The organism is Nonomuraea sp. NPDC003804 (genome assembly GCF_040610675.1).
In the GTDB taxonomy this organism is placed as follows: Bacteria; Actinomycetota; Actinomycetes; order Streptosporangiales; family Streptosporangiaceae; genus Nonomuraea.
In genome coordinates, this window is record NZ_JBEXMT010000005.1 from 194,754 (window position 1) to 212,703 (window position 17,950).

Here is a 17,950-nt window from a genome sequence, read left to right on the forward strand (position 1 = left end):
GTTTCACGGCCGCAACACGGCGTTAACCCGTCCTGCCGGACGGCGGCGGCGCGCGCGGTCGCCGCGCCCGCATGTGACGGTTCACCGCCCGCGGCGCAGGGAATCGTCTCCTGGACGACGACAACGATCTCGGGGAGTTGCCGTGGCCGTACAGCGCATCCGCGCTTTCGACGACCCCGTGCTGCGCGAGGTGGCGCGGCCGGTGACCGACTTCGACAAGGAGCTGCGGGGGCTGGTGAAGGCGCTGACCCTCACGATGCGCCAGGGGCACGGCAGGGCGGGCCTGGCCGCGCCGCAGATCGGGGTGAGCGCGAGGGTGATCGTCTTCGACTACGACGGCAGGGCCGGCCACCTGGTCAACCCGCGCCTCGAGCTGTCGGAGCGGACGGTCGTGGCCGACGAGGCGTGCCTGTCGGCGCCCGGGCTGTGGTGGCCGCTGGAGCGTTCCTTCGGCGTGACGGCCCGGGGCCGCGACATGTACGGCAAGCCCGTCACCGTGCGGGCCATCGGCATGCTGGCCAGGGTGCTGCAGCACGAGGCCGACCATCTCGACGGCATGCTGTTCGTCGACCGCCTGGGCGACGACGAGCGCGACCGCTTCATGGAGTCGGCGGCGCCCTGAGCGCGGCGGAAAACCGGATGCGGCCGGACGGCGGCCTCGCGTAACCTGTCCGCCATGTCGACGCCCCGGATTTCTTAGCCAGGACACCCGCTTTCACGCCACCCGTGTGTCCATCGGCTTCTCCGGAGCGTCACCTCATGATTACCTTTCGCGACGTCGACGTGCGCGTCGGCGCCCGTCTGCTGCTGTCCGGCATCGCCGCCCACGTCGGCCCCGGCGACCGTGTCGGCCTGGTCGGCCGCAACGGCGCGGGCAAGACCACGCTGATGCGGATCCTCGCCGGCCAGGCCGCGCCGGCGGCCGGCGTCGTCACCCGCACCGGCCCGGTCGGGTACCTGCCGCAGGATCCCGCGGCGGCCGACCCCGGCCTCACCGTCACCGACCGCATCCCGGCTACGCCGACCTGATCACCCTCGCCTGAGCGCCGGTCACCGCGCGGGACCCGGCCGCGAGCGGGCGCGCTCCCCCGCCGGGAGCGGGCGGCGAACGTCGTGGCAGGCGGCGGCCGGGGAGGCGGGGTCGCGGCGGGTGGTGCGGGAGCGCGGCAGGTTCCGGCAGACTCTGCTGACGATGGTCGGCCGGCCGGCCGCCCAGGTTCTCGACGCCGCCGGCGGTCACACCTGTCTCTCTCGCCGGGTCATCACGGTGACCCGGCGAGCGACGCCGATGTGCCGGCGACGCGCCTTCGACACGACGACGTGAGGAAAGACATGCATTCCGAAGCCCGGACCGCCGAGCAGCGCAGGAAGGACACCCTCGCCCGGCTCGAAAACGACGTGGACGCGTGGGTGGCCACCGCCGACCAGGAGGGCGGGCCGTACCTGATGCCGCTGTCGTTCCTGTGGGACGGCGCCGGCCTGCTGCTGTCGACGGCCGCGGGCAACCCGACCGCGCGCAATCTGGTGGCGTCGGGCACAGCCAGGCTCGCTCTCGGCCACACCAGGGACGTCGTCCTCATCGAGGGAAGCGTGGAGACGCTGGAGCAGGCGGAGATCTCGCCGGAGCTCGGCGACGCCTTCGCGGTCAAGACCGGCTTCGATCCGCGGCGCCTGCGCGGCCGCTACCTGTACTTCCGCGTCCGGCCGCGGCAGGTGCAGGCGTGGCGTGAGGTCAACGAGCTGGAGGGGCGCGACCTCATGCGTGACGGGCGATGGCTGGTTCGAGAGTGAGGGCGAGCGCCCGGCGTTCGGCCGGGTCCATGCCGCCCCACACGCCGTCCGCCTGGCGGGTGGCCAGCGCGTAGTCGAGGCAGGGCAGCCGGACGGGGCAGCCGTGGCAGATGGCCTTGGCCCGTTCGGCCTGGGCGTGTCCGGCGCCCTCGAGTGAGATGGGAAAGAAGATCTCCGGGTCCTCGTCCAGGCAGGCGGCCCGGCGCGAGCGGTCGAGGATGAACATGGAATTCCAGACATATCGGTATCGACGTGTTCACTCCGCGTACCCGGTCACCGGCCCAACAAACTGTTCCAATCGTCAAGGAATCGGGTGAGGCCGTACCGGGAGAGGGCGGCCGTGCGGGCGGCCTTGCCGTACTGGGCGGCCAGGGCGGGGTCGCCGACGAACGCCGACAGCGCCTCGACCAGCGCGGGGAGCCTGGTGGACAGCACGCCCGCCTCCGGGGGGACGGCCTCGACCGCCTCGGTGGCGGCGAGCGCGACGACGGGCAGGCCGATCATCATGGCCTCGATCAGCGAGAGGCCGAGCGAGGTCCAGCGGTAGGGGTGCAGGTAGGCGCGGCGCAGCGCGAGGGCCTGGTGGAGCTCGGCCTGGGGCAGGTCATAGGCCGGGTAGGGCAGCTCGGCGGCCTTCATCCCGAAGAGGTCGAGCGGCACGTCGAAGGCCGGCAGCAGGTCGGTGCCGGCCACCCGCGCGCGCCGGACCGGCTCGTTGACGACCACGGCGGCGCGCGGCAGCTCGCCGGTGTAGAGGTGGCCGGGGTCGACGACGCCGTGCTCGATGACGTGCACGGGCGCGATGCCGTTGTCCCAGTAGAGGGCGTTGAAGTGGGTGACGTGCACCAGCGGGACGGCCGACTGCCCGGCCAGCGGGTGGCGGGTGGCCGGCACCTCGCCCTTGGGCGTGTTGTGCTCGACGTAGACGCCGGGCACCGTCCTGCCGAGCCAGTCCCTGGCCAGCTCGATCTCGTGCGGGCGCTGGTAGACGACGAGATCGACGTGCTCGGCGGCGAGCCTGTCCCAGGGCACCTCGCGCACCGAGGCCGGCCAGTCGAAGGTCTGCGCCCTGCCCCGCCCGTCGGCGTCGCGTCCCGGCGTGAGCGGGACGAGGTAGGTGTGGCGGCCCTGCACGAAGGAGGTGGTCCACGAGCCGTGGACGTGCCAGAGCAGGATGTTCATGCGCGCACCCGTTCCACCGCTTCGCGCAGGTCGCGGGCGACCTCGGGGGCGGCGGCGATCTCGCTCGGCCGGGTCCTCGGCGTCGGCACCATGATGGCGCGGGCGCCGGCGGCCCTGGCCGCCTCCATGTCCCTGCCGATGTCGCCGATGACCACGCAGTCGGCCGGGTCGACGCCGAGCGTGCCCGCCGCCTTCAGCACCAGGCCAGGGTTCGGCTTGCGGCAGGCGCAGCCGGCGTCCTCGCCGTGGACGCAGATGGCCCAGGCGTCGAACGGCCCGAGCAGTTCCTCGACCCGCTCGTTGACCTGATGGAGCTCGTCGGGCGAGATGAACCCTCTGGCCACACCTGACTGGTTCGTCACGACCGCCACGGGAATCCCAGCGGCCCTCAGCGCCCGCAGCGCCTCAACAGCACCGGGCATGGGCTCCACGAGCCGCGGATCATTGTTGTAAGGGACATCTTTTATCAGAGTGTCATCGCGGTCGAAAAGCACGGCCGCCGCTGGGCGTCGCGTGAACATGACCGGTCGCTACCCCGCCTACCTTGTGTTTAACAAGCGCTTCTCTCGGTAGCGGTTCTCCATGAGGTTCCTGGGGATAAACGCGGTCTTCCACGACCCGGCCGCCGCCCTCGTGGTCGACGGCACCGTGGTCGCGGCCGCGGAGGAGGAACGGTTCAGCCGCCGCAAGCACGGCAAGCGGCCCGTGCCGTTCGCGGCGTGGGAACTGCCCGAGCAGGCCGCCGCCTGGTGCCTGGCCGAGGCGGGGCTGCGGCCGGAGGATCTCGACGCGGTGGCCTACTCCTACGACCCCGCGCTGGTCCGGCCGGAGATGGGGGCTCCGTGGGAGGAACTGCGCACCATCTACGCGACCAGGGCGCCGAGCTTCCTGGCCACGGCCCTGCCCGGGCTCGACCCCGCCCAGGTGCGCTTCGTGCCGCACCACGTCGCGCACGCGGCGTCGGCGGGGCTGGCCGCGCCGTACGAGGAGTGCGCGGTCCTGGTGTGCGACGGCCGCGGGGAGGCCGTCTCCCACCTGGCCGGGCACTACCGGAACGGCCGGCTGACGACGCTGGCCACGCAGGAGCTGCCGCACTCGCTCGGCCTGATGTACGAGGAGGTGACCGAGCACCTCGGCTTCCTGCGCTCGAGCGACGAGTACAAGGTGATGGCGCTGGCCTCCTACGGCACGCCCCGCCACCTGGACGCGCTGCGCGAACTCGTCACGGCCACCGGCGACGGCGGTTTCCGCGTCGAGCCGATCGACTGGGGCGGCTTCGCCAAGCGTCTCGGACCGGGCGAGAGCTGGACCGCCGACCACGCCGACCTGGCCGCCAGCGTCCAGGCGCGGCTGGAGGAGGTGCTGCTGGAGCTGTCGTTCTGGCTGCACGGCAGGACGGGGGCGCGATGCCTGGCGATGGCCGGCGGGGTGGCGCTCAACTGCGTGGCCAACACCAGGCTGCTGGCCGAGGGGCCGTTCGAGGAGATCTGGGTGCAGCCGGCCGCCGGCGACTCGGGCACCGCGCTGGGCGGGGCCCTGCACCTGGCCCAAGAGCACGGCGAGCCCGCCGCGCCCATGCGGGGCGCCGACCTCGGGCGCGGCTGGAGCGAGGGAGACCTGGCGGCGTGGCTGCGGGTGGCGCGCGTGCCGTACACGCGGCCTGAGGATCTGGCCGGCGAGGTGGCCGCGGCGCTGGCCGACGACCGGATCGTGGCCTGGTTCCAGGGCCGCAGCGAGTACGGCCCGCGCGCGCTCGGCCGCCGCTCCCTGCTGGCCCATCCCGGGCACGCCCGCAACACCGAGCGGCTCAACGACGTCAAGGGGCGCGAGCAGTTCCGCCCGATCGCGCCGATGGTGCTGGAGTCGCGGGCGCGCGACATCTTCGGCCGGGGACCGGTGCCCTCGCCGTACATGCTGTTCGTCCACGACGTGCGGCCCGAGTGGCGGGAGCGGATCCCCGCCGTGGTGCACGTGGACGGGACGGCGCGCATCCAGACAGTCTCGAGGGAGCACGACCCGCTGATGGCCGAGGTGCTCGAACGGTTCGAGCGGCTGTCGGGGCTGCCCGTGGTGGTCAACACCAGCCTCAACACGGCAGGCAGGCCCATGGTCGACTCGCCGAGGGACGCGCTGGAGTGCTTCGGCTCCTCGCCGGTCGACGTGCTCGTGTTGGGGCCGTTCCTGGTGCGGAGGCCGGTGTGATCACCGTGGTGATCCCCACGGTCGGGCGGCCCTCCCTGGCGGACGCCATCCCGGACGGGGTGCCGGTGATCGTGGTGGAGGACACCGAGCGGCGGGGGCCCGCGGCCGCGCGCAACAGGGGATGGCGGCAGGCGCGCACGCCGTGGGTGGTATTCCTCGACGACGACGTGGTGCCCGGCGAAGGATGGCTGAAGGCGCTCACCGAGGATCTCGCGGACCTGCCGGAGGACGTGGGCGGCAGCCAGGGCAGGATCGAGGTGCCGCTGCCGGCCGGCCGCCGGCCCACCGACGCCGAGCGCAACACCGCGGGCCTGGCCGGCGCCGACTGGATCACCGCCGACATGGCCTACCGGCGCGACGTGCTGGAGCTGGTGGGCGGTTTCGACGAGCGCTTCCCCCGGGCCTACCGGGAGGACGCCGATCTCGCGCTGCGCGTGCGCGAGGCGGGCTTCCGGCTGGTGAGGGGCGAGCGGCTGACGCGCCATCCGGTGCGGGACGACGGGTTCTGGGCCAGCGTGCGCTTCCAGCGGGGCAACGCCGACGACGCGCTGATGCGCCGGATCCACGGGCCAGGCTGGCGGGCGCGGATCGGGGCGCGGGGGCTGCTGCCGCGCCACGCGGCCACGACCGCGCTGGGGTTGAGCGCGCTGGGGTTGAGCGCGCTGGGGTTGAGCGCGCTGGGCCTGGGCGCAATGGGCCTGGGCGCAATGGGCCTGGGTGCGCTCGGTCGGGGCGCGCTCGGTCTTGGCGCACTCGGTCGGGGCGCGCCGGGTCGGGGCGCGCCGGCTGTCCCGCTCGCCGGCGGCAGGCGCGCCGGGCTGGCCGCCGTGCCGGCCGCCGTGCCGGCCGCCGGGCTGGCCGCCGCGGCCGGGTGGGCGGCGCTCACCGCGAGGTTCGCCTGGGAACGCATCGCGCCGGGGCCGCGCACGCCCGTCGAGGTGGCCAGGATGGCGGTGACGAGCATCGCCATCCCGCCCGCCGCCTGCCTGCACCGGCTGCGCGGCGAGCTGAGGGTGCGCCGGTGACCGGCACCGTCCTGGTGGCCAGGCCGGACAGCGCGGGAGACGTTCTCCTCGCCGGTCCGGCCATCCGCGCGGTCGCCGCCCATGCCGGGCAGGTGGTGCTCCTGGCGGGGCCGCTGGGCCGGGCGGCGGCCGAGCTCCTGCCGGGCGTCGACCGGGTGATCGAGTGGCGGACCCCGTGGATCGACGCCGATCCGCCGCCCGTCACCCGGCGGCACGTGGCCCGTCTCATGGAGCTGCTGCCCGACGCCGACCAGGCGCTGATCCTCACCTCCTTCCACCAGTCGGCCCTGCCTCTCGCCCTGCTGCTGCGGCTGAGGGGCGTCCGGCGGATCGCCGCGATCAGCAACGACTATCCGGGGTCGCTGCTGGACGTCAGGGTCCAGGTCGACGAGACCAGGCACCTGCCGGAGGCCGAGCGGATGCTGGCCGTCGCGACGGCGGCGGGCTTCGGGCCCGGTGACGGCGCCGGGCTGGCCGTCAAGGCGCCGCCGCCGAGCATCGTCGGCCCGCCCGGCTACGTCGTCGTCCATCCGGGCACGACGGCGCCGGCCCGCGCGTGGCCGCCCGAGCGGCACGCGGAGGCGGTCGAGGCGCTGTCCTGCGAGGGCTTCACGGTGGTGGTCACCGGCGGCAGGGGCGAGCGTGAGCTGACGGCGCGGGTGGCCGGGCGGCACGGCGTCGACCTGGGCGGCATGACGAGCCTGCCCGAGCTGGCCGGGGTGCTCGCCGACGCGTGCGCGCTCGTGGCGGGCAACACCGGGCCCGCCCACCTGGCCGCGGCCGTCGGCACCCCCGTGGTCAGCCTCTTCGCGCCGGTGGTGCCGGCCGGGCGCTGGGCGCCGTACGGCGTGCCGTGCGTGCTGCTCGGCGACCAGCGGGCCGCCTGCAGGGACACGAGGGCACGCGTGTGCCCGGTCATCGGGCATCCATGCCTGTCGGGAGTGACGGCGGAACAGGTCGTCAAAGCAGTGAGGGGGCTGGTCCCATGAGAGTCGATCTCATCTCCGAGCACGCCGATCCGCTGGCGGCGATCGGCGGGGTCGATGCGGGCGGCCAGAACGTCCACGTGGCCGCGCTGGCCGCCGCGCTGGCGGAACGCGGTCACGAGGTCGTGGTGCACACCAGGCGAAGCTCGCCGGACCAGCCGCGGAGCGTGCCGATGACCGCGGGGGTGCGGGTGGAGTACATCGCCGCGGGGCCCGCCGTGCCGGTGCCGAAGGACGAGCTGCCGCCGTACATGCCGGCCTTCGCCAGGGAGCTGGCGCGCCGGTGGGCGGCACGGCCGCCGGACGTGGCGCACGCGCACTTCTGGATGAGCGGCAGGGCCGCGCTGCTGGCCGCGCGGGGGCGGCCGGTGGTGCAGACCTTCCACGCGCTGGGCACGGTGAAGCGGCGCTGGCAGGGCAGGGCCGACACCAGCCCGCCCGGCCGGATCGCCGTGGAGACGCAGATCGGGCAGCGGGCGGCGGCCGTCCTGGCGACCTGCGCCGACGAGGTGACCGAGTTGCGCGCCATGGGCGTGCCCGACCACCGGGTGACGGTCGTGCCCTGCGGCGTCGACCTTCACCACTTCACCCCCGACGGGCCGCCGGCCGACAGGGGCACGGCCAGGCGGGTGCTGAGCATCGGCAGGCTGGTGCCGCGCAAGGGCGTCGACACGCTGCTGCGGGCGCTGCGCGAGGTGCCCGACGCGGAGCTGGTGATCGCCGGCGGCTCGGCCGACGACCCCGAGGCGGTCAGGCTGTCGGAGCTGGCGACCGCCTACGGCCTGGCCGGCCGGGTGCGGGTGATCGGCAGCGTCCCCCGCGACGAGGTGCCCGCGCTGATGCGCTCGGCCGACGTCGTGGTGACGGTGCCCTGGTACGAGCCGTTCGGCATGGTGCCGCTCGAGGCGATGGCCTGCGGCGTGCCGGTGATCGCCTCCGCGGTCGGCGGCCACCTCGACACCGTCGCGGGCTGCGGCGTGCTGGTTCCGCCGCGCCGCCCGCAGGCGCTGGCCCGCGCCCTGCGCGACGTGCTCGACCATCCGGACCGGGCGGCCCAGATCGGCGCGGCGGGCGCGCGCAGGGCCAGGGAGCGCTACGGCTGGCCGCACGTGGCCGAGCAGACGGAGGCGGTCTACCTCAGCGTGCTGGGGGACAGGGTGAGGGGGATGATATGCACAGGCACCTGACCAGGCTGCGCGACGCGCTGTCGATGAGCGCCGACCTGGCGCCGACGGTCGAGGCGTGGGGGCACAAGCTCGCCGACATCCTCGGCTGCGGCGGCAGGCTGCTGGTGTGCGGCAACGGCGGCTCGGCCGCCGAGGCCCAGCACCTGACGGCCGAGCTGGTGGGCAGGTACAGGGGGGAGCGGCGGCCGTTCGCCGCGATCGCGCTGCACGCCGACACCTCGTCGGTGACCGCCATCGCCAACGACTTCGGCGCCGACGCGGTCTACGCCCGCCAGGTCCGCGCGCACGGCCGCCAGGGCGACGTGCTCATCTGCCTGTCGACCAGCGGCGCCAGCGGCAACGTGCTGGCCGCGGCGCGGGCCGCGCGCGAGTGCGGCCTCACCACCTGGTCCATGACCGGCAGGGCGCCCAACCCGCTGGCCGAGCTGAGCGACGAGGTCGTCGCCGTGCCCGAGTCCGACACGGCGACCGTCCAGGAGGTGCACCTGGCGATGATCCACCTGCTGTGCGACTCGATCGAGGAGGCGTGCGCGTGAAGACAGGACCGCTCGTCGTCATCGGCGACACGCTGCTGGACGTCGACATCGAGGGGACGGCCGAGCGCCTCGCACCCGACGCGCCCGTGCCGGTCGTCGACGTCGAGGAGGAACACCGGCGTCCGGGAGGGGCGGGACTGGCGGCGCTGCTGGCGGCCCGCGACGGCGCGCAGGTGGTGCTGGTCACCGCGCTGGCCGACGACCAGCAGGGCCGTACGCTGCGCTCGCTGCTCAACGGCCATCTCGAGGTGGTCAGGCTGCCCCTGCACGGCTCCACCGTGTGCAAGACCAGGCTCAGGGCCCGCGGGCAGACGCTGGCCCGGATCGACACCGGCGACGGGCGCGCGGCCGGGCCCGTGACCGCGGCCGTCCGGGCGGCGGTGCTGGCCGCCGGCGCCGTGCTCGTCTCCGACTACGGCAGGGGCGTGGCCGCCACGCTGGCCGGTCTGCTGGGCGAGGTCGCCGTGCCGATCGTGTGGGACCCGCACCCCAAGGGCACGCCGCCTGTGCCGGGGTGCACGCTCATCACGCCGAGCGAGGCGGAGGCCAGGCAGCTGTGCCCGCTGCCGTACGCCGGCCCGGACCAGGCGGCCCGCCACCTGACCAAGGCCCTGCACGCGCAGGCCGTCGCGGTGACGCTGGGCCCGCACGGCGCGGCGCTGGCCCACGCGGGCGGGCACCACCGCAGGATCCCGCCGCCGACGTTCACCCAGGGCCACGACGTGTGCGGCGCGGGCGACAGGTTCGCGGGCGCGGCGGCGCTGGCCCTGCGCGACAGGCTGCCGGTGGAGGACGCGGTCGCCGTCGGCGTCGGCGAGGCCTCCAGGTTCGTCGAGGGCGGCGGCGCGGCGGCCGTCCGGCTGCAGCACCACGAGATGGGCGACCGGCCGCGCACGCCGCTGGAGGTCGCCGAGCTGGTCAGGGCGAGCGGCGGACGGCTGATCGCCACCGGCGGGTGTTTCGACCTGCTGCACGCGGGGCACGTGAGCCTCCTGCGCCGGGCCAGGGCGCTCGGTGACGCGCTGATCGTGTGCGTCAACTCCGACGCCTCGGCCAAGCGGCTCAAGGGGCCCGGCAGGCCCGTGGTCGGGCAGCGCGACCGCGTGGAGGTGCTGAGGGCGCTGGGCTGCGTGGACGCCGTCATGGTGTTCGACGAGGACACCCCGAGCGCGGCCATCGAACGGCTGCGGCCGCACGTGTGGGTGAAGGGCGGCGACTACTCCGGGCGCCGGCTGCCCGAGGCGGCGGCGCTGCGCCGTGTCGGCGCCGAGACCGTGGTGCTGGCCAGCGTTCCGGGCCGGTCCACGACCGGGCTCATCGCCGCCATGCAGGAGGCATGAGCCGCCACGCGGCAGGCATGAGCCACAGGAAGCACGAGTCGCCACGCGGCAGCACGAGGAGGAATCGATGCTGGGAAACATCCTGATCACCGGAGGGGCCTCCGGACTCGGCCTGGCGGTCGCCGAGGCGGTCGCGAAGGCGGGAGGCAGGCCGCTGGTGATCGACGTCCGCGCCGGGAACGGCTTCGACCAGGCGCCGGCCGACGTGTCCGACCGGGAACAGGCCGAGCGGGCGGTGGCCGAGCTGGCCGAGCGCGCGGGCGGGCTCGACGGGGTGGTCACCGCGGCCGGGATCGACGCCTGCGGCCGGCTGGAGGACGTGCCCGCCGCCGACTGGGAGCGCGTGATCAGGGTCAACCTGCTGGGCACGGCCACGGTCGTGCGGGCGGCGCTGCCGTACCTGCGGCGGTCCTCGGGCCGGGTGGTGACCTGTGCCTCGACGCTGGGGCTGCGCGCGCTCAGCGACGCGACCGCCTACTGCGCGTCCAAGTTCGGCGTCGTCGGCTTCACCAGGGCGCTGGCCGCCGAGCTGGCGGGGCAGGTGGGGGTGACGATGCTGGTGCCGGGCGGGATGTCGACGCACTTCTTCGACGACCGGCCCGAGCAGTACAAGCCGGGCCCGGACGCCAGGCTCAACCGGGCCGAGGACGTGGCGCAGACGGTGGTGTTCGCGCTGTCGCAGCCGCCCGGCTGCGAGGTGCGGGAGCTGGTGGTCTGCCCGTCCACGGAGACCTCGTGGCCCTAGAGGTCCTGGTGCTGCGGGGGCTGGGGCTCGGAGACCTGCTGACGGCCGTGCCGGCGCTGCGGGCGTTGCGCCGTGCCTTCCCCCGCCACCGTCTCGTGCTGGCGGGGCCCTCGGCGTTGCGGCCGCTGCTGCCGGTGGACGAGGTGATCGAGGTGCGGGGGCCGGGGCCCGTCCCGTACGAGAAGCCTGAGATCGCGGTCAACCTGCACGGCAGGGGGCCGCAGAGCACGCGCGCGCTGCGCGCCACCGGGCCGCGGCGGCTGCTGGCCCACGGCGACGGCGGTCCGGCCTGGCGCGAGGGCGTGCACGAGGTGCGCCGCTGGTGCGAGCTGCTGGAGTGGTACGGCGTGCGGGCCGACCCGGGCGATCTGTACCTCGGGCGCGGCGACCGCGGCGGGCCCGTGGTCGTCCATCCAGGGGCGGCCGCCCCGTCCAGGAGGTGGCCGGCGGACCGGTTCGCGGCGGTGGTCGCCGCGCTGCGCGCCCGGGGCGAGCAGGTGGCCGTCACGGGAAGCGCGGCCGAGCGCCGGCTGGCCGAGCGGGTGGCCGGCGACTCGGGGGCCAGGGTGCTCGCCGGGCGCACCGGGGTGCGCGAGCTGGCCGCGCTGGTCCGCGACGCCCGGATGGTCGTGTGCGGCGACACGGGGGTCGCCCATCTGGCCACCGCCTACCGCACCCCGTCGGTGCTGCTGTTCGGTCCCGTCTCGCCGGCCGTGTGGGGGCCGCCCGCCGACGGGCCGCACACCGTGCTGTGGAAGGGCACGACCGGCGACCCGCACGGCGCCTCCCCCGATCCTGGCCTGCTGGCCATCCACGTCGACGAAGTGATCGAGGCGATGTCGCGATGAGAGCTGTGGTGACGGGAGGCGCCGGGTTCCTCGGCTCCTACCTGTGCGAGAAGCTGCTGGAGCGGGAGGCGGAGGTCATCTGCATGGACAGCTTCCTCACCGGCTCCCCCCGCAATCTGGAGCACCTGCTGGGCCGCCCGGGGCTGCACATCATCGAGTGCGACCTGACCGGGTTCGTGCACGTGCCGGGCGAGGTGGACCTCGTGCTGCACTTCGCGTCCGCGGCCTCGCCCACCGACTACCTGCGGCACCCGATCGAGACGCTCAAGGTCGGCAGCCTGGGCACGCTGCACGCCCTCGGCCTGGCCAAGGAGAAGGGCGCGCGGTTCGTGCTGGCCTCGACCAGCGAGGTGTACGGCGACCCGCTCGAGCACCCGCAGCGGGAGACGTACTGGGGCAACGTCAATCCCGTGGGGCCGCGCAGCGTCTACGACGAGGCCAAGCGTTTCGCCGAGTCGCTGACCACGGCCTACCGCAACTCGCACGGCACCGACACCGGCATCGTGCGGATCTTCAACACCTACGGCCCCCGCATGCGGCCCTTCGACGGCAGGGCCATCCCCACGTTCGTCAGGCAGGCGCTGGTGGGCGAGCCGATCACGGTGACGGGCGACGGCAGCCAGACCCGTTCCATCTGCTACGTCGACGACACCGTGGACGGCGTCCTGCGCATGGCGGACACCGACTTCGCCGGCCCGGTGAACATCGGCAACCCCGACGAGCTGACCATGATCCGGCTCGCCGAGCTGATCCGCGACCTGGCGGGCTCGTCCTCGCCGATCCGCTTCATCGACCGGCCCGTCGACGACCCGAAGGTCCGCAGGCCCGACACCGGTCTGGCAGCCGCGAAGCTGGGCTGGCGGCCACGCGTCGGAGCCGAGGAGGGACTGCGCCGTACGGTGGCGTGGTTCTCACAGCTCGATTCGCTTGAGCGGCTCGGTGGCGGGTCCCTGGAGGATCGTGCCGTCCAGCGCGAAGCGTGACCCGTGGCAGGGGCACTCCCAGGTCCGCTCGGCGTCGTTGAAGCCGACGACGCAGCCCAGGTGGGTGCACACGGCCGACACGGCGTGGACCCGCCCGTCGGCATCGCGGTAGGCGGCGCACCGCTCCCCGCCGACCTTCACCACCGCGGCCTGGCCGGGCAGCAGGCGGGCCAGGTCCTCCTCGCCGCCGGCGCCGAACCGGTCGCCGACGAAGTGGGCGGCCACCGAGGCCTGCGCCTTCAGCAGCGCGCCCGCCTCGCGCAGCGGGTGGATCCTGCGCGGGTCGTACAGGCCCGCCCACGGCCGCTCCTCGCCGGCGATGAGCGCGGCGAGGAGCAGCCCGGCCATGACGCCGTTGCTCATGCCCCAGCCGCCGAAGCCGGTGGCCACGTAGGCGTGGCGGGCGCCCGCGTGCAGCGGGCCGACGAACGGCAGGCCGTCGGTGGTGTGGTTGTCCTGGGCGGCCCACCGGTAGACGGGCGCCGCGCCGAACCTCTCCCGCGCCCAGGCGGCCAGTCGGTCCAGCCGGGCGCCGACCCCGCCTTCGCCCGGCTGGTACTGCTCGCCGGTCACCAGCAGCAGCCTGCCGCCGTCGCGGGGCGCCGTCCTGACCGACCGGATGCCGTGCTCGGGGGTGATGTACATGCCGTGCGGGTCGTCGTCCTCGGCGATCGGCACGGCCACGACCAGTTCCCTGCGCGGGACCATGCGGGCGAACAGCAGCGCCCGGTCGAAGATCGGGTAGTGGGTGGCGACCACGACGTCGGTGGCCGTCACGACGCGGCCGTCGGCGGTGCTCACCTTGCCGTCGGCCAGCCGGACGGCGCGGGTCCGCTCGTAGATGCGCGCGCCGCGCGCCTCCATCGCCGCGGCCAGCCCGAGCAGGTACTTGCGGGGGTGGAACTGCGCCTGTGCGCGCACCCTGACCGCGCCCACGACCGGGTACGGCAGCGCCGTCTCGGTGACGTACTCGGCGGGCAGGCCCGCCTGCCTGGCCGCCTCCGCCTCGTCCCTGATCCGGCGCAGTCCCTCGGTGGTGTCGGTGTAGGTGTAGGCGGCGGCCCGTTCCAGCTCGCAGTCGAGGTCGAGCTCCGCGCACGTGCGGGCCACGTGCTCGACGGCCTCCGTCTGCGAGCGGGCGTACAGCCTGCCGTCCTCGGCGTTCAGGGACGAGTAGACGAGCGTGTGCAGGGCCGACAGCTTGGCGGTGGTGTGGCCGGTGACGCCGGAGGCGATCCGGCCGGCCTCCAGCACCACCACCGAGCGGCCGGCCCTGGTCAGCTCCCACGCGATGCTCAGCCCGGCGATGCCGCCGCCGAGCACGGCGACGTCCGCGCGGACGTCGCCGGTCAGCGGCGGCCGGTCGGGCTGGGCCGCGCTGTCCATCCAGTAGGAGGCCATGGACGGCCCTGGGGCCTGCTCCATCGCGCTCAGTCGCTGGTGAGCGCGTCGAGCAGGTCGCCCACCTTGGCGTCCGGCAGCGCCTTCGCCACTTCGGCCAGCGCGACGATGCCGACCAGCCGGTGACCGTCGATGACCGGCAGGCGGCGGACCTTGTGCGTGGCCATCGTGCGCAGGATCTCCCTGGCGTCATGGTCGGCGCCGATGGTGACGGCCTCGCCCTGGGCAAGCTCACCGGCCAGGCAGGACTTCGGGTCCTTGCCCTTGGCCAGCACCTTCACCACGATGTCGCGGTCGGTGAGCATGCCCTTGAGCCGGTCGTCGGTGCCGCAGATGGGCAGCGATCCGACGTCGAGCCTGGCCATCTTCTCCGCGGCTTCCTGGATCGACTCGTCGGCGTTCACGCACTCCGGGTCCGGGGTCATGATCTCCCGTGCGCTCGGCATGATCTGTCTCCCTTCGTCATGCGCCCGCTGCCCGCGGAATCGCCGCCGAAACGGGGACGGATCGGTTACGCGCTCCGGAGGTCGACGCCGAGCAGCGCGTCGGCCAGGTCGCGTACCAGGCCGGGCGCGGCGGCGTCCTGGCCGTCTCCGGCCAGCGCCGCGGCGGCCCACGCGTCGACGGCGGCCAGCGCGCCCGGCGCGTCGAGGTCGTCGGCCATCCGCTCGCGCACCGTGGCCAGCAGCTCGCCGGCGGGCGGCGCGGCGGGCAGCGCCACGGCCGCACGCCACCGCTGCAGCCTGGCCTCGGCCGCCTCGATCTGGTCGCCGGTGTACTCCCAGTCGGCGCGGTAGTGGTGGGCCAGCAGCACGAGCCTGACGGCCATCGGGTCGTGCTCGGTGCGCAGCTTGGAGACGAAGACCAGGTTGCCGCGCGACTTCGACATCTTCTCCCCGTCGAGGGCGACCATGCCGGCGTGCGTGTAGAACTTGGCGAACGGCCACTCGCCGCTGGCCGCGTAGCCCTCGGAGGCGCCGCACTCGTGGTGGGGGAAGATCAGGTCGGAGCCGCCGCCCGCGACGTCGAAGCCGGCGCCGAGGTTGGCCAGGGCGATCGCCGTACACTCCACGTGCCAGCCGGGACGTCCGGGCCCGAGCGGCGAGGGCCACGACGGCTCGCCGGGCCGCTCGGCCCGCCACAGCAGCCAGTCGAGCGGGTCGCGCTTGCCCTGACGGCCGGGGTCGCCGCCGCGCTCGCCGAACAGCGCCAGCATCTGTTCGCGGCTGTAGCCCGACACCTCGCCGAACTTGGGCGCGTCGGCGACGCTGAAGTAGACGTCGCCGTCGAGGGTGTAGGTGACGCCCTTGGCGGCCAGCTGCGCGATCAGCTCAGCGACCTGGTCGACCACCTCGGTCACGCCGACGTACTCGCGCGGCGGCAGGATGCGCAGCGCCCGCATGTCCGTCCTGAACAGCTCGATCTCGCGCTCGGCCAGCTCGCGCCAGTCCTGCCCGGTCTGCTCGGCCCGCTCCAGCAGCGGGTCGTCGACGTCGGTGGCGTTCTGGGTGAAGTGGACCTCGTGGCCGCCGTCCCGCCACACCCTGCTCACCAGGTCGAAGGCGAGGTAGGTGTTGGCGTGGCCGAGGTGGGTGGCGTCGTAGGGGGTGATCCCGCACACGTACATCCTGGCGGTCGCCCCCGGCTCGGTGAGCCGCACCTGGCGTGCCGCGGTGTCATAAAGCCTCAGGGGTACGGCTCCGCCGGGCAGGCTGGGAACGTCAGGGGCAGACCATGATCGCATGCTTTGACCTTATCCGTCTCGGGAAACACCACGATCAACGCGGGGCAGCGGCACCGCATTCCAGCTGCTGAGATCGGAGAAGTCGTACTCCAGCCGCGCGCCGATGGTGATCAGCGTGGCCGACAGCGAGGCGTGGACGCGGCCGTCGGGCAGCTCGTGCCGTACGGTGGCCGCCCCCACCAGGTCGTGCCAGTCGGCCGCGGCGGCGAACAGCGGCAGCAGCTCGACCGCCTTGGGGTCGTCGGCGCGGCCGCTGTTGACGATGACGCTGGTGCCCTCGGGCAGGTCGGCGGTCCTCAGCCGCTCGCCGTCCCACGACCACACGCGGGCGCGGGAGCGGTCGGCGACCACCAGGTGGAAGGGGTCGTAGCGGGGCAGCTCGGCCTCGGGCATCCCGCCGGCGACCACGGCGCGCAGCGGCAGCTCGCCCCGGGAGATCTTGGTGCGCTCGTCGGCCGGCAGGCCGTACCCGTTGAGCACCGCGGCGACGCGGGCGCGGGCGGGCAGGGCGGCCAGCCACGTGCCGCCCGCCTTGAGGTCGCGCCCGCCGACGACGCCTGGATACTCGGGCCAGTACTCGCCGGGACCCTCCCACGGCCGATCGGCGAACTCGTCGCGCACACCCAGCAGGCTCAGCGGCTCACCCGTCCGCACGATGACCGTACACACGGGCACAGACTACCTAGATGGGCGGCCAGGGAATCGCGGGCCAGTCCTCCGAGGGGTAGGGGTGCACGCCGGTGTCGAGCAGCCGCCTGACCCGCATCCAGGTGGCCTCCACCTCCGCGAGGGTGAGCAGCTCGCGCAGGCGGCGGCCGAGCGGCCCCGACTCCAGCTCGCGTTCGAGCCTGGCCAGCACGCCGACGGCCTCGCGCGGCAGCGTCTTGCCCCGCCACTGCCACAGCACGGTGCGGAGCTTGTCCTCGGCGGAGAAGCAGACGCCGTGGTCGACGCCGTAGATGGTCTCGCCGTCGGGCAGCGGCAGCAGGTGGCCGCCCTTGCGGTCGGCGTTGTTGACGACGGCGTCGAAGACGGCCATCTTCCGCAGCGCGGGGTGACGGCTGCGGATCAGGCTCATCAGGTCGATGTTCTCGTCGGTGTCGATCCACAGCTGGCACATGCCGGGGCCGAAGGGCCCTTCGCGGTAGACCGTGGGCGGCACGATGCGCCAGCCCGTGGCTCTGGACACCTCGTAGGCGGCCACCTCACGGGCGGCGAGCGTGCCGTCGGGGAAGTCCCACAGCGGGCGCTCGCCGCGCACCGGCTTGTAGACGCAGGCCGCCGAGCGGCCGTCGAGCGTGATGCCGCAGTAGAGGGTCATGTTCGTGGCCTCGACCAGGCGGCCCGCCACTTCCAGCCGACCGTCTCTGAGTAGCCTGAGGGCAGCGTCTTCGTCGTAGCGAAGGTCTTCAAGCTCGCGCTCGGGCACGCTCACGTAGTGACCTCACCTCCGCGGTAGCCGTTGAGGCGCACGCAGATGTGGCCTTCGGCGTCGAGTGGCTGACCACACAGCGGGCAGGGCGGGCGGCCCTGCGCCACGATCTTCAGCGCGCGCTGGGAGAAGGCCCTGGCGGCGCCCGCGCTGATGTGGACCCTCAGCATGGAGGGCTCCGGCGCTTCCAGGTCCTCTTCGTCGGTGATCTCCTGGGCCTCGACGATGACCTGGTCGCGGTCGGGGTCCCAGGCCAGCGCCATGGTGCCGACCCTGAAGTCCTCGGTGATCGGCTGGTCGAGCGGGGCGTTGTCGATGAGGTCGGTGGGGGCGACGGCCGGCACCTGCGCGCTGCCGCCGGTGCGCCTGAGCACCTCGTCGAGCAGTTCCTCGAGCTTGCCCGCGAGGGCGGCGACCTGCAGCTTCTCGAGAGCGACCGTGGTCAGTCTGCCCTCGGCTCGCGCCTGCAGGAAGAAGATCCGTGCCCCCGGCTGCCCCAGGGCACCCGCCACGAACCTCTCTGGTGGGTCGTAGTCGAAGACCGGCAT

The 17,950-nt window shown here is 74.1% G+C and carries 19 protein-coding genes and 2 pseudogenes; 12 read left to right on the top strand and 9 right to left on the bottom strand.

Features of this window, described 5'->3' with window-relative positions; all coding sequences use genetic code 11:
- The first annotated feature begins 142 nt into the window (after window positions 1–142).
- The 3 genes and pseudogenes from ABZX22_RS08820 to ABZX22_RS08830 all read left to right on the top strand — a co-directional run bounded on the left by ABZX22_RS08820 (window position 143) and on the right by ABZX22_RS08830 (window position 1,791).
- Complete coding sequence (locus ABZX22_RS08820) at window positions 143–622, top strand: peptide deformylase (protein WP_354907016.1); 480 nt, start codon at window positions 143–145, stop codon at window positions 620–622.
- A 137-nt stretch (window positions 623–759) separates the two neighbouring features.
- Window positions 760–972 (top strand): annotated as a pseudogene (locus tag ABZX22_RS08825) (ATP-binding cassette domain-containing protein); the annotation flags it as partial.
- 360 nt (window positions 973–1,332) lie between these two features.
- Window positions 1,333–1,791 carry a pyridoxamine 5'-phosphate oxidase family protein gene (locus ABZX22_RS08830; protein ID WP_354907017.1) on the top strand — a complete coding sequence of 153 codons (459 nt, stop codon included), beginning with the start codon at window positions 1,333–1,335 and terminating at the stop codon, window positions 1,789–1,791.
- Here ABZX22_RS08830 and ABZX22_RS08835 read toward each other — a convergent pair.
- Genes ABZX22_RS08835 through ABZX22_RS08845 form a run of 3 tightly spaced genes read right to left on the bottom strand, consistent with a single transcriptional unit; the run spans window position 1,757 to window position 3,494 of the window.
- The gene (locus tag ABZX22_RS08835; RefSeq protein WP_354907018.1) at window positions 1,757–2,017 is read right to left on the bottom strand and encodes a WhiB family transcriptional regulator; all 261 of its coding nucleotides are present in this window, start codon (window positions 2,015–2,017) and stop codon (window positions 1,757–1,759) included. The genes ABZX22_RS08830 and ABZX22_RS08835 overlap by 35 nt on opposite strands.
- A gap of 47 nt (window positions 2,018–2,064) precedes the next feature.
- Complete coding sequence (locus tag ABZX22_RS08840; protein ID WP_354907019.1) at window positions 2,065–2,973, bottom strand: glycosyltransferase; 909 nt, start codon at window positions 2,971–2,973, stop codon at window positions 2,065–2,067.
- The gene (locus ABZX22_RS08845) at window positions 2,970–3,494 is read right to left on the bottom strand and encodes an HAD family hydrolase (RefSeq protein WP_354907020.1); all 525 of its coding nucleotides are present in this window, start codon (window positions 3,492–3,494) and stop codon (window positions 2,970–2,972) included. The genes ABZX22_RS08840 and ABZX22_RS08845 overlap by 4 nt, the downstream gene beginning before the upstream one ends.
- Before the next feature lie 61 nt (window positions 3,495–3,555).
- On the opposite strand from ABZX22_RS08845, the gene ABZX22_RS08850 reads away from it, so the two are divergent.
- From ABZX22_RS08850 to ABZX22_RS08890, 9 genes and pseudogenes are all read left to right on the top strand, one after another.
- Window positions 3,556–5,175 carry a carbamoyltransferase C-terminal domain-containing protein gene (locus ABZX22_RS08850; RefSeq protein WP_354907021.1) on the top strand — a complete coding sequence of 540 codons (1,620 nt, stop codon included), beginning with the start codon at window positions 3,556–3,558 and terminating at the stop codon, window positions 5,173–5,175.
- A gap of 35 nt (window positions 5,176–5,210) precedes the next feature.
- Window positions 5,211–6,158 (top strand): annotated as a pseudogene (locus ABZX22_RS08855) (glycosyltransferase); the annotation flags it as partial.
- A 38-nt stretch (window positions 6,159–6,196) separates the two neighbouring features.
- A complete protein-coding gene (locus tag ABZX22_RS08860) occupies window positions 6,197–7,189 on the top strand; it encodes a glycosyltransferase family 9 protein (protein WP_354907022.1) in 993 nt (330 codons plus the stop codon).
- Window positions 7,186–8,373 carry a glycosyltransferase gene (locus ABZX22_RS08865; protein ID WP_354907023.1) on the top strand — a complete coding sequence of 396 codons (1,188 nt, stop codon included), beginning with the start codon at window positions 7,186–7,188 and terminating at the stop codon, window positions 8,371–8,373. Before ABZX22_RS08860 ends, ABZX22_RS08865 begins: the two co-directional genes overlap by 4 nt.
- On the top strand, window positions 8,358–8,909 hold the full coding sequence (locus ABZX22_RS08870) for an SIS domain-containing protein (protein ID WP_354907024.1): 552 nt from the start codon (window positions 8,358–8,360) through the stop codon (window positions 8,907–8,909). The genes ABZX22_RS08865 and ABZX22_RS08870 overlap by 16 nt, the downstream gene beginning before the upstream one ends.
- Complete coding sequence (locus ABZX22_RS08875) at window positions 8,906–10,249, top strand: PfkB family carbohydrate kinase (RefSeq protein ID WP_354907025.1); 1,344 nt, start codon at window positions 8,906–8,908, stop codon at window positions 10,247–10,249. Before ABZX22_RS08870 ends, ABZX22_RS08875 begins: the two co-directional genes overlap by 4 nt.
- A gap of 67 nt (window positions 10,250–10,316) precedes the next feature.
- On the top strand, window positions 10,317–10,994 hold the full coding sequence (locus ABZX22_RS08880) for an SDR family oxidoreductase (protein WP_354907026.1): 678 nt from the start codon (window positions 10,317–10,319) through the stop codon (window positions 10,992–10,994).
- Complete coding sequence (locus ABZX22_RS08885; protein ID WP_354907027.1) at window positions 10,985–11,842, top strand: glycosyltransferase family 9 protein; 858 nt, start codon at window positions 10,985–10,987, stop codon at window positions 11,840–11,842. Before ABZX22_RS08880 ends, ABZX22_RS08885 begins: the two co-directional genes overlap by 10 nt.
- On the top strand, window positions 11,839–12,825 hold the full coding sequence (locus tag ABZX22_RS08890; RefSeq protein WP_354907028.1) for a UDP-glucuronic acid decarboxylase family protein: 987 nt from the start codon (window positions 11,839–11,841) through the stop codon (window positions 12,823–12,825). The genes ABZX22_RS08885 and ABZX22_RS08890 overlap by 4 nt, the downstream gene beginning before the upstream one ends.
- Here the strand turns inward: ABZX22_RS08890 and ABZX22_RS08895 are convergent.
- The 6 genes from ABZX22_RS08895 to ABZX22_RS08920 all read right to left on the bottom strand — a co-directional run bounded on the left by ABZX22_RS08895 (window position 12,754) and on the right by ABZX22_RS08920 (window position 17,950).
- A complete protein-coding gene (locus ABZX22_RS08895; protein WP_354907029.1) occupies window positions 12,754–14,250 on the bottom strand; it encodes an FAD-dependent oxidoreductase in 1,497 nt (498 codons plus the stop codon). The genes ABZX22_RS08890 and ABZX22_RS08895 overlap by 72 nt on opposite strands.
- Window positions 14,251–14,255: 5 nt before the next feature.
- On the bottom strand, window positions 14,256–14,672 hold the full coding sequence (locus ABZX22_RS08900; RefSeq protein WP_354907030.1) for a CBS domain-containing protein: 417 nt from the start codon (window positions 14,670–14,672) through the stop codon (window positions 14,256–14,258).
- A 65-nt stretch (window positions 14,673–14,737) separates the two neighbouring features.
- Complete coding sequence (gene mshC, locus ABZX22_RS08905; protein WP_354907031.1) at window positions 14,738–15,970, bottom strand: cysteine--1-D-myo-inosityl 2-amino-2-deoxy-alpha-D-glucopyranoside ligase; 1,233 nt, start codon at window positions 15,968–15,970, stop codon at window positions 14,738–14,740.
- 9 nt (window positions 15,971–15,979) lie between these two features.
- Entirely contained in the window at window positions 15,980–16,639 is a 660-nt protein-coding gene (locus ABZX22_RS08910; protein ID WP_354907032.1) for an NRDE family protein, read from the bottom strand.
- A gap of 13 nt (window positions 16,640–16,652) precedes the next feature.
- A complete protein-coding gene (locus ABZX22_RS08915) occupies window positions 16,653–17,405 on the bottom strand; it encodes an SCO1664 family protein (RefSeq protein WP_354907033.1) in 753 nt (250 codons plus the stop codon).
- Window positions 17,402–17,950, bottom strand: coding sequence for a DUF3090 domain-containing protein (locus ABZX22_RS08920; RefSeq protein WP_354907034.1), 549 nt, complete (start codon window positions 17,948–17,950; stop codon window positions 17,402–17,404). Before ABZX22_RS08920 ends, ABZX22_RS08915 begins: the two co-directional genes overlap by 4 nt.